Source organism: Herbaspirillum lusitanum P6-12 (assembly GCF_000256565.1).
GTDB lineage: Bacteria > Pseudomonadota > Gammaproteobacteria > Burkholderiales > Burkholderiaceae_D > Herbaspirillum > Herbaspirillum lusitanum.
Genome location: NZ_AJHH01000330.1, coordinates 1 through 14364, shown reverse-complemented (window position 1 = coordinate 14364; position 14364 = coordinate 1). Strand labels below are relative to the sequence as shown.

Genomic DNA, 14364 nt, shown 5'->3' with positions numbered 1-14364 from the left:
TTTTGGAGTCGCTGGCGCGCGCGTTGGCGGAATAGCTGTTGTTGTGCTTCTCGCGCGCTTCGAAGTATTGGAAGTACTCTTTTACTTTCTCTTCGTACGACAAGTCGGTGACGGCGATCTTGGGCAGGTTCTGCGACTGCGCAAGCGTCGGCGCCGCCAGCGTCAACGCCAATGCCAGCGAAGCCAGCAGTGCGTTGAACATCCGGGATGGCGATGTCGGCATGGGAAAATCCTCTCTCAACATTGGTGAACGGGAATCAACGCTTGGAGGTCTTGCGGATTTCCTTCTCGTCGGCCCATTCGATGGTGCCGGACTCGATGTTGGTCATGATCAGGCTGAACTTGTAGTACACGTCCGTCGTGTTGCTGCTGCGCTTGACGATGGAAGTGATGTTGCCTTCGATGCGGAATTGCGCGCCTTCCATCTTGCCGACCTTGGCGGTGGCGGATTTCTTGTACAGGCCGGTGTTGTTTTGACGAGTCAGTTCGTCGGTCTGGTTCTGCATGCCGACGATGTCGGTGGCGAAGCGCATGGTGCCGCCCTTGAGCAATTGCACGCGGATCGAATCGGTGATCGAGCGGGTGTCGATGTATTCGCTGGTCTTGTTCTTGACGTCGGCGATGGTCACCAGCGGCTTGCTCTTGTAGCCGGCTGCCGATTGGCCCAGCGAACGCGCCATCGATTCGGCGATGGTCTGCAGGTCGGTCGAACCGAATTCATTGGTGACTTGTTCGACGGCCTTGGCGTCGCCGTACTGGACGTTGTTGCCGACCGTCGGCGTACCGGTCTGGGCGCAGCCGAACAGCAGCGCGGAAATCAGGGTGAGGCCGGCGTAGCGGGCAGTGGTGTGCATCATGGCAATTCCTTGTTAAGCGTAAAGACAGTGGTGAGTGATGAATAGACAGTGTTGAATCAGCGCGGAGACGGAGACCGCTGCGGTCTCAGCGTCCCATCAGAGGAGCATCGCTGGTCGACAGCGATTTGTTGATGGTGGCGCTGAACTGGATCGCAAAGTCGCGCGCCTTGGTGGTCGGCGCGACCATCTGCAGCGTCAGCTTTTGTTCGCCGTTGACCAGCAGCGGCTTCCATGGCTCGTCGTCCCACACCTGGAAGCCGGTTTCGTCCATCCATTTGACGCGGTAGTAAGCCGTGTGCTGTCGGTTGTCGCGGTTGGTGAGCTCGGCCTGGACGTTGAGCAGGCCGTTTTGCTCGCGCATGCGCAGGCCGGTGAATTCCAGCGACGCCGGAGCGCCCAGCAATTCGATTTTGGAGGCGATGGATTGCGCTTGTGCCGGCAGGGTTTGCATGCCGAGCGCGAGTGCGGACGCCAGCGCGCCTGCACGCAATGCGTGTTTGATGTTCATGTGATCGATTCCCCGTTTAATCCTGTTTTCAGCATCCGCGTGTTCACGGTGCGCTGACACTGGCCGATACCGGCACAATGGCTTTTTTCTTTATGTTGCTGGCGACTGCCGCGGCTTTTTCCGCCGGTGCTGCGGTTATCGTTGCTGTTGCATCAGCGCCGGTACTCTTGCTGTTGTTCGCCGCCACTTTCCTGGCGGCGGTTTTGCCTTTGGCTGTTTTCACCGCAGGGATAGGCTTCTCCGGTGCTGCCAAGGCTAACGCTGCCTGCTCGGCATTATAGGGGGTCTGCGCCAGATAAAGCGAGGGGCCGGACGTGCGCAGCGACACCATGGCGTAGGCGCCGGAGACGCCGACTTCGCGCAATTGCGGACCGGTCGCGGTCGGCAGCAGGATCTTGTGCATCCCCGGCGCCAGTTTCACGCGCGCCACCGAGAAGAAGCCCGGCAGCGTGCGCCAGGTGCGTTCATCGGCGACTTCGCCCAGCATCGTGCCGGCTTTGGCCGCGATGCTCAGCAGCGAACCGAACGCGCCCAGCGAGCCGGCGTTGTCGTCGATGGCTTTCTGCGCGATGCCTTTGGTGATGGCGCGGATGGACGAGCGTGCGATGATGCCCGGCATTTCATCCGACAATGCGCGGCGCGCCATCTGGTCGACGCTGGTCAGCAGGGCGACCTGCACCGGCTTGTCGTCGACCGTGATGCTGGCAGGCACCACCGAATTGTCGGCGGCGCGGATCACCGGCCATGAGATCGGCGTGGCGATCAGGCTCAGGCCGCTGCGACCTGGAATCGGCAGGATGATCGGCAAGGTCATCGAACTGATCGCCGGGGCGCTGCCCGATTCGATCACGATCAATGTATCGACCAGCTTCGGCGAGCGGCTGCGCACGCGACCGTCGAGGCCTTTGAGGCCTTCTTCCAGCGTGGCCTGGCCGGGACGCATTTCAATCGCCTTGCGATAGCCTGCGGCCGCTAGCGACGGCTCGCCCAGGCCTTCATAGACGAAGCCCGCAAGATAGTTGGCGAACGCCGATTCATAGGAGTTCTTGAGCCCGCGCACCGCCGGGTCTTCCAGCGTTTCCACCGGATAGCCGTTGAGTTCCTTGAAGGAGGTGGTCTTCAGGCCTTTCGACTCGGCGCTGCTCTTGGCGGCGTCGAGTTCCTTGCTGCGGAAGTCGGCGATGATGGCTTCGCGCTCGTGCATCTTCTTGATTTCGGTGCGCGCCGAATCCCAGTCGCCGATGGCAAGGTGGTCCAGCGCCAGGCGCAGATTGATGAATACCTTTTCGTAGTCGCGGCCGTCGTATCGGCGCGTGGTGTCGTTGAAGACGATGGAGCCGATGTCGCCCAGCAGCTTGGATGGATCGGTCTTGACCTGGTCCTCCCAGCCGCGCACTTTTTCATCGGCGGCCAGCCAGGTCTCCTTGCTGGCTTCGTAGGAGCCCTTCATGCGCAACAACTCGCCTTTTTCCATGAAATAGAGCAGATCCTTGTCCTTGTCGGGATTCTGCTGCTCCAGCGCTTGCAGCGCCAGTTCCGCGTTGCCGGACTTCATTGCGTCCATCGTCGTGGTCGCTTTGCGGTCGTAGCCGTTCGTGGCGCAACCGGCCACCAGCGAGATCAGGCAGACGCTGCCGCCGATGTTTTTCCCGAGCCGCTTGATGGTCAATGCGACGGATTTGTTTTGTTGTTCCATTTTTTATCCTCCCCAGGATATGAGCTACTGCCGAAAGATGCCGGCAGGCATTTTTATTGCATTTATTCTAAAGATCGCCGAAGAAAAAAGCCTCATTCGTTTGAATGAGATAGCGAAATGTTCTATGCTCGTTCACAGGGATAGAAGTCGCGGCAAATAACGTCAAATAACGCGATTCAGGGGTTTGAATATGTCAACGGGGAATGCGGGACAACGCTTCGGCCAGCTGGTGGAGTTGATTTACGACTCCGTTCAGGACCTGAGCCGGATCGCGCCAGCCATGGAAATGATCTGCCTCGAGGTGGGCGCCATTGCCGGCCATTACGTCCACATGGACATGGAGAGCCGCGAAGTGATCGCCTCCTGCGTCAGCAACAGCGACTATCAGGCTGGCGACGTGGAGTACAAGGAATACTACAGCCAGGTCGACGACCGCCTGGGCTGGCTGGCCACAGGCGAAGTCGGCGAGTGGCGCGCCGACCATCAGCGTTTCGACGAACGCTTCGTGCGCAAGAGCGAAATCTACAACGACTTCCTGTTCAAATACGGCGGCCGCCACATGGTGGTCGGGCGCATCGGCGAGCGCACCACGCAGTCTGAGGCAATCGCCTTCCTGCGTCCGCTGGGCGCGCAGGAATACGCAGAGACCGAATACGCTTTCCTGCGCAGCCTGTCGCCGCACCTGATCCGCTCGGCCACGCTGCGTGCGCGCATGCAGACGCTGGAGCGCCAGCAGTCGGCCAGCGAATCGGTGGTCGCGCATCTTCCCTACGGCACGCTATGGATCAACGCCGCGGGTCGCATCGTCTCGTTGAATCCGCAGGCGACCGCCATCCTGGCCGCTGCCGACGGCTTGTCCGTGCGCAACGACAAACTGGTTGTGTCCGAACCGGCCGACGCCGAACGCCTGCAGCACGCGCTGCGCATGGCGACCACGATGGGACCGCGGCAAGGACAATGGTTTGCCATCGCGCGCCGCAAACAATCGACGCCGCTGCTGGTATCGGTGATTCCGGCGACCATTCCTGCTGCGCTCGATCCCTTGTGCGGCGGTCCGTTTGCCTTGCTGATCCTGCAGGACATGACGGGCCAGCGGGTCTCGCGGTCGGCGCAATTGCAGGTTATCTATCGCCTGACGCCGGCCGAGACGCGCCTGGCTGAAGCCTTGCTCGAGAACGACACCATCGAGTCGTACGCATTGAAGAACGACATCAGTCGCAACACCGTGCGCACCCATCTGGCGAGTCTGTTCGCCAAGACCGGCGCCAAGCGCCAGGCGGAGCTGATCCGCACCTTGCTGGCGTCGCAGCCGCACGTGATGCTGTAGAGCGGCAAAAACGCGGATTCCTCCCGCGAGCCAGCTATAATGGCGGTCTCCGTGCAACCTGTTGCAAGACCACTTCCACTCTTACTTACGCCATGCAATACGTCTCCACTCGCGGTCACTCTGCTTCACCTTCCTTTTCCGAAATCCTGCTGGGCGGCCTGGCGCCGGATGGTGGCCTGTATCTGCCGGCGCACTATCCGCAGGTCACCGGCGCCGAGCTGGATCAATGGCGCACGCTGTCCTATGCAGACCTGGCGTACGAAGTGCTGAAGAAGTTTGCCGGCGATATTCCCGACGCCGACCTCAAGGCGCTGACGCACAAGACCTATACCGCCGACGTTTATCGCAACACGCGCGCCGGCGAAGACGCCGCGCAGATCACGCCGCTGCGCACGCTGGAAGACAAGGACGGCAAGAAGCTGGTGCTGCAAGGCCTGTCGAACGGCCCGACGCTGGCCTTCAAGGACATGGCCATGCAGTTGCTGGGCAACCTGTTCGAATATGCGCTGGCCAAGAAGGGCGCCGAACTCAACATCGTCGGCGCGACTTCCGGCGATACCGGCAGCGCGGCCGAATACGCCATGCGCGGCAAGCAAGGCATCCGTGTCTTCATGCTGTCGCCGCACAGAAAGATGAGCGCGTTCCAGACCGCACAGATGTTCAGCCTGCAGGATCCGAACATTTTCAACCTGGCGGTGGAAGGCGTGTTCGACGATTGCCAGGACATCGTCAAGGCAATCTCCAACGATCTCGATTACAAGGCTGCGCAAAAAATCGGCACCGTCAATTCGATCAACTGGGCGCGGGTCGTGGCGCAGGTGGTGTATTACTTCCGCGGCTATCTGGCGGCGACGACCAGCAATGATCAGAAGGTCTCGTTCACGGTCCCGTCGGGCAACTTCGGCAACATCTGCGCCGGCCACATCGCGCGCATGATGGGCCTGCCGATCGACAAGCTGGTGGTCGCCACCAACGAGAACGACGTGCTCGACGAATTCTTTCGCACCGGCGTCTACCGCGTGCGCAAGTCGGCCGAGACTTACCACACCAGCAGCCCGAGCATGGACATCAGCAAGGCCTCCAACTTCGAGCGTTTCGTCTATGACTTGCTAGGCCGCGACAGCACACGCGTCAAAGCCCTGTTCCACAAGGTCGAGACCGCAGGCGGCTTCGACCTGACCGGCAAGCCGGGCAGCGACGGCGATGAATTCGCCAGCGTGATCCGCTACGGTTTCGCCTCGGGCAAGTCGACGCACGCCGATCGCCTGGAAACCATCCGCTTTGCCGAAAAGAGCTACGGCATCACGGTCGACACACACACTGCCGACGGCATCAAGGTCGCGCGTGAAAACCTCACCGCAGGCGTGACGATGATCGTGCTGGAAACCGCCTTGCCGGCCAAGTTCAACGAGACCATCCGCGAAGCGCTGGGTCGCGACGCGGACCGTCCCGCCGGCTTCGAAAACATCGAAACGCTGCCACAGCGTTTCGATGTCATGTCCGCCGATGCCGCCGAGGTCAAAGCCTTTGTGGCGAAGCACACCGGGCTGTAAGCAAGCGCACATGAGCAAAGTCGCGCCGGGTGACGCCAGCGGCGCGCATCTCGGTCGCGCACTTCAAGCTGCTCAGGCGGGATGCCGCCAGTAGTTCGGCTGGGCATAGGTATGCCGCAAAAAATCCACGAAGGCGCGTATCCGCAGCGGCAAATGCCGGCGCTGGGCAAAGACCGCATAAATCGCCGGTGCCGGCGCGTCGAACTTGTCCAGCACCGTTACCAGCTCGCCCGACTCGAGCGCGGCGCCGACTTCCCACATGGAACGCCAGGCCAGTCCCTTGCCGTTGAGCGCCCAGTTGTGCAGCACCTCTCCATCGTTGCAGACCATATTGCCGCCGACCTTGTAGACGCTGACCTTGCCGTGCTGCCTGAGCGTCCAGCCGCGCTGGCTGCCTTCGCTGCTGATGGCCAGGCAGTTGTGGCGCGCCAGGTCGTCGGGTGTCTCCGGAATGCCATGGCGGCGCAGATAGGAGGGCGCCGCCACCACCACGCGGTGGTTGTCGGCCAGCTTGACGCTGATCAGGTTGGAATCGGTCAGTGCGGCAATACGGATGGCGACGTCGACGCCTTCACCGATGAGATCGACGATGCGGTCGTTGAGATTGAGCGTGAGCGTGACGTCGCGATGTTCGGTCAGGAAGGAGGGCACCAGCGGCGCCACGTGCTGGCGGCCGAAGCCGGCCGGGGCCGAGATCAGCAGGTTGCCGCTGGCGCGTGCGCTGCGTTCGGAAACCGATGATTCGGCGTCTTCGAGGTCGGTCAGGATGCGCTGGCAGTCCTCCAGGAAGGCCGCGCCTTCATTGGTCAGCACGATCTTGCGCGTGGTTCGTTGCAGCAGCTTGACGCCCAGACGCTCCTCCAGCGCATCCAGCCGGCGGCCGATCATGGCGGGGGCGATGCCCTCGGCGCGGGCGGCGGCCGAGAGGCTGCCTTTGGCGGCAACGTCGACGAAGGTGGAAATTTGCTTGAACTGATCCATGGCGGTACTCTCGAAGGCGGGAAAACGGCGTAGTCATTATCTCGTCACTTGTGACTAAAACGCAAAGATAAAGTGATAAAACGTTTCACTCATGTGGATTTAGTTTAAATATACTAAGTGCACAAAAATACAATTCGACAAGACATTGTCATCCGATCTTTTATCTACTTAGGAGCACAGCATGACGCAATTGACACTGCCGGCCGGGATGCAGATTTCTGGTGAAATCAAGCCTGGTTATGAACAGATCCTGACGCCTGACGCGCTCGCGCTGGTAGCCAAATTAAGCCGCGCCTTCGAATCGCGCCGCCAGGAATTGCTGGCCGTACGCGTTGAGCGCGTCAAGCGCCTGGACGCCGGCGAGCGTCCCGACTTCCTGCCGGAGACTGCGAACATCCGCAGCGGCGACTGGAAGATCGCGCCGATTCCTGAAGCACTGAAATGCCGCCGCGTCGAAATCACCGGCCCGGTCGAGCGCAAGATGGTCATCAACGCCTTCAACTCGGGCGCCGACAGCTACATGACCGACTTCGAAGATTCGAATTCGCCGGTCTGGGACAACCAGATCAGCGGCCAGATCAATCTGTTCGACGCGATCCGCCGCACCATCTCGCTGGAATCGAACGGCAAAAGCTACAAGCTCAACGACAAGATCGCCACGCTGGTGGTGCGCCCACGCGGCTGGCATCTGGACGAAAAGCACGTCACCATCGACGGCAAGCGTATCTCCGGCGGCATCTTCGACTTCGCGCTGTTCCTCTTCCATAACGCCAAGGAGCAACTGGCGCGCGGCGCCGGTCCTTACTTCTACCTGCCGAAGATGGAATCGCATCTGGAAGCGCGTCTGTGGAACGACATCTTCGTGATGGCGCAAAACGAAATCGGCCTGCCGCAAGGCACCATCAAGGCGACCGTGCTGATCGAAACGATCACCGCCGCTTTCGAAATGGAAGAAATCCTGTACGAACTGCGCGAACACAGCGCGGGCCTGAACGCCGGCCGCTGGGATTACATTTTCTCCTGCATCAAGAAGTTCAAGAACGACAAGGACTTCTGCCTGGCCGATCGCGCCAAGGTCACCATGACCGCGCCGTTCATGCGTTCGTATGCATTGCTGCTGCTGAAGACCTGTCACAAGCGCGGCGCGCCGGCCATCGGCGGCATGAGCGCGCTGATCCCGATCAAGAACGATCCGGAAAAGAACGCCATCGCCATGCAAGGCATCATCAACGACAAGCGTCGCGATGCGACCGACGGCTACGACGGCGGCTGGGTTGCTCACCCGGGCCTGGTTGAACCGTCGATGAAGGAATTCGTGGCGGTGCTGGGCGATAAGCCGAACCAGTTCGAGAAGCAGCGTCCGGACGTCGACGTCAAGGCGGCCGACCTGCTCAACTTCCAGCCTGAAACGCCGATCACCGAAGCCGGCCTGCGTTACAACATCAACGTCGGCATCCACTACCTGGGCGCCTGGCTGGCCGGCAACGGTTGCGTGCCTATCCACAACCTGATGGAAGATGCCGCAACTGCGGAAATCAGCCGCGCGCAAGTCTGGCAATGGATCCGCAGCAGCAAGGGCAACCTGGAAGACGGCCGCAAGGTCACCGCCGACATGGTGCGCGCGATGATTCCGGAGGAGCTGGCCAAGGTCAAGGAAGTGGCCGGCAACGGTCCGACCTACGACCGTGCAGCAAAGATCTTCGAAGACATGTCGACTTCGGAGACGTTCGCCGAATTCCTGACATTGCCGCTGTACGAAGAAATCTGATGATGCATTGAGGCGGCGGGACGGCGATCTGCACTGAGGTCGCCGTTTCTCCGGCATCGCTGTACATGTGGAAACGCCCGGTCATGCCGGGCGTTTTTCATTCAGCGGGGCGCGGATGATGCACGCGCAACGCACGTACAATGCCTGCGCCGCAAAACCTGCAGACGAAAAAAATCCCCGACAGGTCGGGGATTTTTTTTAGCTTGAAAAGCTTAAGCAGCCGGAACGATGTTCGAAGCTTGCTTGCCCTTAGGACCAGTAGTCACTTCGAAAGAAACGCGTTGGTTTTCTTTCAGGGACTTGAAGCCGTTCGATTGGATAGCCGAGAAGTGAGCGAACAAATCTTCTCCGCCTTCGTCAGGAGTAATGAAGCCGAAGCCCTTCGAGTCATTGAACCACTTTACGATACCAGTTGCCATGTTAATTCCTAAATAAGTTAGTGTGGGCTTTGCCCGTTATTATCGTTTAAACCTAGAGAGGAATGACAGACTGATACCGCACTACCAACTCGAATCTTAACGACCCTTTAATTATACCGATTAAATCGCCAATGCAAGCGTTTTTCACTCTATGAGAATGATTTAATTTGCGCCCAGTTTGTATACCAAAACCACCGCTTCGGCGGCGATGCCTTCTTCGCGACCGAGGTAGCCCAGCTTTTCATTGGTCTTGGCCTTGATGTTTACTTGCTCCGCTGCAATACCGAGATCGGCAGCCACGTGCGCCACCATGTCCGGAATATGCGGCGCCATCTTGGGCGCTTGCGCGATGATGGTGGCGTCGATGTTGCCGATCGCATAACCGGCGGCGGCCGCGCAGCAGCACGCGCGAGTCGGCGCCCTTGAACTGGACGTCGGTATCGGGAAAATGGCGGCCGATGTCGCCCAGTCCGGCCGAGCCGAAAATCGCATCGGTGATGGCGTGCAGCAACACATCCGCGTCAGAATGTCCGAGCAGCCCGGTCTTGTGCGGAATGTCGACGCCGCCGATGATCAGCTTGCGCCCCGTCACCAGCGCGTGGCAATCGTAGCCTTGGCCGATGCGGAATGGAGGAGGGGAAAACGTCATGCGGTATATCCTTTATGTCCTATGTTTTCAGGAAGAGTTCGGCCAGCGCGACATCGTGCGCCAGCGTGACTTTGAAATTGCGCGGGCTGCCTTCGACCAGTTTCGGCTGCAGGCCCAGCATCTCGACGGCGCTGGCGTCGTCGGTGATGTCGCCGACGCGGTTTTGCGCATGCGCCTGTTCCAGCGCCCGCGTCAGCAAACCGTAGCGGAACATCTGCGGGGTCTGCGCCGCCCACAACGCATCGCGCGGCACCGTCGCCTGCACGCGCTCGTGCTGCTCCGGCGTGCCGCCGCTGCGCTTGAGCGTATCCACCACCGGCAGCGCCAGCAAGCCGCCGACCTCATCGCCATGCAGTGCGGCGATGAGACGATCCAGCAAATCCGCAGCAAGCCCCGGGCGTGCGGCGTCATGCACCAGCACCCAGTCGTCGGCGCCGAGCTGCGCGCCGATCGCCTGCAAGCCATTGAGCACGCTGTCCTGGCGCGTGGCGCCGCCGTTGCGCAGCACCGTCAGTTTGCCCGCCAGTTGCGGCTGCGTCGCCAGGAAGTCGTCGATATAACCGTCGTCGGCGCTCACCACGAGGAAAGTGTGGGCGATCAGCGCACTGGCGGCGAAGATGTCCAGCGCATATTGCAGCATCGGCTTGCCGGCCAGCGGCAGGTATTGCTTGGGGATGGCGCCGCCCACGCGCGCGCCGATGCCGGCGGCGGGGATCAGGGCAAAATGTCGGGTCTGAGGTGACGATGCGGAAGCGGTCATGCCGGGGCGCCATGACGGCAAGAGCGCAGAAAATGCCTGCGTGCGGCGCCTGGGGCGCAGCCTTGCCAGCAGAGGGCTTCGTTTATAATGTGAGGCTGAATTCTAATGCCAATCCCTTGCAAGCGACCGGCATTTTGCGGCGCTGCCAGCATGGCCGCCGCCGGGCCTGCGCCGTTGCTGTACCCGAATCAAGTCCAACCAAGCCGATCCTCCCGATCCTGATGTCTTTTGATCCGAAAAAAAGCCTGCCCAAGGCAGGTATCCGTTTCCAGCCTCCTGCCGTGCACGGTTCCGCCGATGCCTATCTGCTGGCCCAGGCCGCGCTGGCGCTGAAGGCCGAAGGCCGCATGCTGGCCGTGGTGGTGGCCGGGGCCACCGATGCCCAGCGCCTGCTGTCGGAAATCCCGTGGTTCCAGCGCCCGGTTGAAGGCAGCGACGGTGGAGACAAGCTGCGCTGTCATCTGCTGCCCGACTGGGAAACGCTGCCCTATGACGCCTTCTCGCCGCACCAGGACTTGGTCTCGGAGCGTCTGGCCACCTTGTATGAAGTGCAGAACGGCCAGTGCGACGTGCTGATCGTGCCCGCTACTACCGCCTTGCTGCGCATGGCGCCACCGGGCTTCCTGGCCGCCTACACCTTCTTCTTCAAGCAGGGCGAGAAGCTCGACGAGGCGCGCCTGAAATCGCAGCTCACGCTGGCCGGCTACACCCACGTTACGCAAGTCATGTCGCCCGGCGAGTATTCGGTGCGCGGCGGCCTGATCGACATTTTCCCGATGGGCTCGGCGCTGCCGTATCGCCTCGACCTGTTCGGCGACATCATCGAAACCATCCGCACCTTCGACGCCGACACCCAGCGATCGCTGTACCCCGTACGTGAAGTGCGCCTGCTGCCGGGCCGCGAATTTCCGATGGATGAAATCTCGCGCTCCGCCTTCCGCAGCCGCTGGCGCGAGGTGTTCGAAGGCGATCCTTCCCGTTCGGCAATCTACAAGGACATCGGCAACGGCATCGCCTCGGCCGGTATCGAATACTACTTGCCGCTGTTTTTTGAAGAGACCGCAACCCTGTTCCGCTATCTGCCCGAGAACAGCATGTTCGCCACGGTCGGCGATATCGACCAGGCCATCAAGCGCTTCTGGAGCGACACGCGCTCGCGCCATAATTTCCTCAAGGCCGACCGCGAACGTCCGGTGCTGGCGCCGGAACAGGTGTTCCTGACCGACGAAGATTTCTTTACGCTGGTCAAGCCCTACGGCCGCTGGGTATTGCAAACCGACGATACGCCATCGGCCTTGTCGGCGCCGATCCCCAACGTCGCGGTCAATCGCCGCACCGACGATCCGCTGACCAACCTGCGTGCTTATCTGCTCAAGACAGGCAAGCGCGTCATGCTGTGCGCCGAGTCCAACGGCCGCCGCGAAACATTGCAGCAATACTTCGCCGAATACGATCTGCATCCGGCCCTGTGCGACGGCTACGACAGCTTCATCGGCAACAGCGAACCGCTGATGCTGGGCGTGGCGCCCTTGCATGCCGGCTTCGAGCTGGAGCAGGAACAAGTCGCCTTCATTACCGAGACCGAACTGTATGCCGGTTCCGGTCGCCGCGTCGGTCGCAAGAAGCAGGAAAACGTCACGCAGGTCGAGCACATGGTGCGCGATTTGTCCGAACTCAAGATCGGCGATCCGGTGGTTCACGCCAACCACGGCATCGGCCGCTACATGGGTTTGCTGAGCATGGACCTGGGCGAGGGCGAGACCGAATTCCTGCACCTGGAATACGCCAAGGAAACCAAGCTCTACGTGCCGGTCTCGCAACTGCACGTGATCGCACGCTACTCGGGCGCCTCGCCGGAAGACGCGCCATTGCATTCGCTCGGCTCCGGCCAGTGGGAAAAAGCCAAACGCAAGGCGGCGCAACAGATCCGCGACACCGCCGCCGAATTGCTCAACCTGTATGCCCGCCGTGCATTGCGACAGGGCCACGCCTTCCAGTATTCCGCACGCGATTACGAAACCTTCGCCGAGAGTTTCGGCTTTGAAGAAACGCCCGACCAGGCCGCCGCCATCAACGCCGTCATCGGCGACATGACCGGCGGCAAGCCGATGGACCGGCTGATCTGCGGCGACGTCGGGTTCGGCAAGACCGAGGTGGCCCTGCGCGCCGCCTTCGTCGCCGTCATGGGCGGCAAGCAGGTCGCCATCCTGGCGCCGACCACCTTGCTGGCCGAGCAGCATGCGCAGACCTTCGCCGACCGCTTCGCCAACTGGCCGGTGCGCATCGCCGAACTGTCGCGATTCCGTACCGGGAAGGAAATCACGCAGGCCATCAAGGGCATGGCCGACGGCACGCTCGACATCATCATCGGCACCCACAAGCTGCTGTCCGACGACGTCAAGTTCTCGCGCCTGGGTCTGGTCATCATCGACGAAGAACATCGCTTCGGCGTGCGCCAGAAGGAAGCGCTCAAGTCGCTGCGCGCCGAGGTCGACGTGCTCACGCTGACCGCCACGCCGATCCCGCGCACGCTGGGCATGGCGCTGGAAGGCTTGCGCGATTTCTCGATCATCGCCACGGCGCCGCAAAAGCGACTGGCGATCAAGACCTTCGTGCGCGCCGAAGGCGAATCGACCATCCGCGAAGCCTGTCTGCGCGAGTTGAAGCGCGGCGGCCAGGTTTACTTCCTCCACAATGAAGTGGACACCATCGAGAACCGCAAGGCCATGCTCGAAGCGCTGCTGCCGGAAGCGCGGGTGGTCATCGCGCATGGCCAGATGCACGAGCGCGATCTGGAGAAGGTCATGCGCGATTTCGTCGCGCAGCGTTCCAACATCCTGTTGTGCACCACCATCATCGAGACCGGCATCGACGTGCCGACCGCCAATACCATCATCATGCATCGCGCCGACAAATTCGGCCTGGCGCAGTTGCACCAGTTGCGCGGCCGCGTCGGCCGCTCGCATCACCAGGCCTATGCCTATCTGCTGGTGAACGACGTCAAGGGCCTGACCAAGCAGGCGCAACGCCGCCTCGAAGCGATTCAGCAGATGGAAGAACTCGGCAGCGGCTTCTACCTCGCCATGCACGACCTCGAAATCCGCGGCGCCGGCGAAGTACTCGGCGACAGCCAGTCGGGCGAGATGCACGAGATCGGTTTCCAGATGTATTCCGACATGCTCAGCGAAGCGGTGCGCGCGCTCAAGGACGGCCGCGAGCCGGACCTGGCGGCGCCGCTGGCCAGCACCACCGAGATCAACCTGCACGTGCCGGCCTTGCTGCCGAACGACTATTGCGGCGACGTGCACGAGCGTTTGTCGCTGTACAAACGTTTCGCCAACTGTACCTCGCAAGACACCATCGACGCCTTGCAGGAAGAACTGATCGACCGTTTCGGCAAGTTGCCGGAAGTCGCCAAGGCGCTGGTCGAAACGCATCGCCTGCGCATCGCCGCCAAGCCGCTCGGCATCATCAAGATCGACGCGCATGCCGAATCGGCGTTGTTGCAATTCGTGCCGAATCCACCGGTCGACGCCATGCGCATCATTGAACTGATCCAGAAGAATCGCCACATTAAGCTCAACGGCCAGGACAAGTTGCGCATCACCGCCAACATGCCCGACCTCAATGCACGCGTGACACAAATCAAGGCAACCATGCGTTCGCTGGTCGGCTGACACATTTTCAAATACGAAGAAGACGCACCATGAATCTGACCTTACAGGGATTGAACACCAACCGCGCCGACGTCGAGGCCATCATCGCGCTGGCGCAGCCGCAGCGCGTCGTTGATCTGGGAGCACACGCCTGGCGTTGCGAAGACGTGGTCTTGAGCGCTGCGCTCAA

General features: G+C 61.2%; 10 protein-coding genes and 2 pseudogenes. 4 read left to right on the top strand and 8 right to left on the bottom strand.

The window, feature by feature from the left end; translation table 11 throughout:
* The 4 genes and pseudogenes from HLUSI_RS28055 to HLUSI_RS0110360 all read right to left on the bottom strand — a co-directional run.
* Nucleotides 1-223, bottom strand: a pseudogene (locus HLUSI_RS28055) (hypothetical protein); the annotation flags it as partial.
* A gap of 34 nt (nt 224-257) precedes the next feature.
* A complete protein-coding gene (lpoB, locus tag HLUSI_RS0110370; RefSeq protein ID WP_016833898.1) occupies nt 258-857 on the bottom strand; it encodes a penicillin-binding protein activator LpoB in 600 nt (199 codons plus the stop codon).
* Nucleotides 858-942: 85 nt separating this feature from the next.
* Complete coding sequence (locus tag HLUSI_RS0110365) at nt 943-1365, bottom strand: YcfL family protein (protein ID WP_016833897.1); 423 nt, start codon at nt 1363-1365, stop codon at nt 943-945.
* 43 nt (nt 1366-1408) lie between these two features.
* Nucleotides 1409-3061, bottom strand: coding sequence for a COG3014 family protein (locus HLUSI_RS0110360; RefSeq protein ID WP_016833896.1), 1653 nt, complete (start codon nt 3059-3061; stop codon nt 1409-1411).
* A 190-nt stretch (nt 3062-3251) separates the two neighbouring features.
* Here HLUSI_RS0110360 and HLUSI_RS0110355 point away from each other — a divergent pair, with 190 nt between their 5' ends.
* Both HLUSI_RS0110355 and thrC read left to right on the top strand, forming a co-directional pair.
* Entirely contained in the window at nt 3252-4388 is a 1137-nt protein-coding gene (locus tag HLUSI_RS0110355; protein ID WP_016833895.1) for a helix-turn-helix transcriptional regulator, read from the top strand.
* Between the two features lie 92 nt (nt 4389-4480).
* Complete coding sequence (gene thrC / locus HLUSI_RS0110350; RefSeq protein WP_016833894.1) at nt 4481-5941, top strand: threonine synthase; 1461 nt, start codon at nt 4481-4483, stop codon at nt 5939-5941.
* A gap of 72 nt (nt 5942-6013) precedes the next feature.
* Here thrC and HLUSI_RS0110345 read toward each other — a convergent pair whose 3' ends face one another.
* Nucleotides 6014-6922: a LysR family transcriptional regulator gene (locus HLUSI_RS0110345; protein ID WP_016833893.1), complete on the bottom strand. Its 909-nt coding sequence runs from the start codon at nt 6920-6922 to the stop codon at nt 6014-6016.
* 181 nt (nt 6923-7103) lie between these two features.
* Here HLUSI_RS0110345 and aceB point away from each other — a divergent pair, with 181 nt between their 5' ends.
* A complete protein-coding gene (gene aceB, locus HLUSI_RS0110340) occupies nt 7104-8690 on the top strand; it encodes a malate synthase A (RefSeq protein WP_016833892.1) in 1587 nt (528 codons plus the stop codon).
* Between the two features lie 212 nt (nt 8691-8902).
* On the opposite strand, the gene HLUSI_RS0110335 is transcribed toward aceB, so the two are convergent.
* From HLUSI_RS0110335 to ispD, 3 genes and pseudogenes are all read right to left on the bottom strand, one after another.
* Nucleotides 8903-9109, bottom strand: a complete 207-nt coding sequence (locus HLUSI_RS0110335) for a cold-shock protein (RefSeq protein WP_016833891.1) — start codon at nt 9107-9109, stop codon at nt 8903-8905.
* A 162-nt stretch (nt 9110-9271) separates the two neighbouring features.
* Nucleotides 9272-9758 (bottom strand): annotated as a pseudogene (gene ispF, locus HLUSI_RS28050) (2-C-methyl-D-erythritol 2,4-cyclodiphosphate synthase).
* A 19-nt stretch (nt 9759-9777) separates the two neighbouring features.
* A complete protein-coding gene (ispD, locus tag HLUSI_RS0110325; RefSeq protein ID WP_016833890.1) occupies nt 9778-10518 on the bottom strand; it encodes a 2-C-methyl-D-erythritol 4-phosphate cytidylyltransferase in 741 nt (246 codons plus the stop codon).
* A gap of 221 nt (nt 10519-10739) precedes the next feature.
* Between ispD and mfd the strand changes: the two genes are divergently transcribed.
* Nucleotides 10740-14195 (top strand): transcription-repair coupling factor, encoded by a 3456-nt coding sequence (gene mfd, locus HLUSI_RS0110320; RefSeq protein WP_016833889.1) that lies wholly within the window; start codon nt 10740-10742, stop codon nt 14193-14195.
* Nucleotides 14196-14364 lie beyond the last annotated feature (169 nt).

Bases quoted from the DNA above. Each gene is read 5' to 3' on its own strand.
- ispD (WP_016833890.1), bottom strand. From the start codon at position 10,518: ATGACCGCTTCCGCATCGTCACCTCAGACCCGACATTTTGCCCTGATC.
- mfd (WP_016833889.1), top strand. From the start codon at position 10,740: ATGTCTTTTGATCCGAAAAAAAGCCTGCCCAAGGCAGGTATCCGTTTC.
- thrC (WP_016833894.1), top strand. From the start codon at position 4,481: ATGCAATACGTCTCCACTCGCGGTCACTCTGCTTCACCTTCCTTTTCC.
- HLUSI_RS0110345 (WP_016833893.1), bottom strand. From the start codon at position 6,922: ATGGATCAGTTCAAGCAAATTTCCACCTTCGTCGACGTTGCCGCCAAA.
- HLUSI_RS0110335 (WP_016833891.1), bottom strand. From the start codon at position 9,109: ATGGCAACTGGTATCGTAAAGTGGTTCAATGACTCGAAGGGCTTCGGC.
- HLUSI_RS0110365 (WP_016833897.1), bottom strand. From the start codon at position 1,365: ATGAACATCAAACACGCATTGCGTGCAGGCGCGCTGGCGTCCGCACTC.
- aceB (WP_016833892.1), top strand. From the start codon at position 7,104: ATGACGCAATTGACACTGCCGGCCGGGATGCAGATTTCTGGTGAAATC.
- HLUSI_RS0110360 (WP_016833896.1), bottom strand. From the start codon at position 3,061: ATGGAACAACAAAACAAATCCGTCGCATTGACCATCAAGCGGCTCGGG.
- HLUSI_RS0110355 (WP_016833895.1), top strand. From the start codon at position 3,252: ATGTCAACGGGGAATGCGGGACAACGCTTCGGCCAGCTGGTGGAGTTG.
- lpoB (WP_016833898.1), bottom strand. From the start codon at position 857: ATGATGCACACCACTGCCCGCTACGCCGGCCTCACCCTGATTTCCGCG.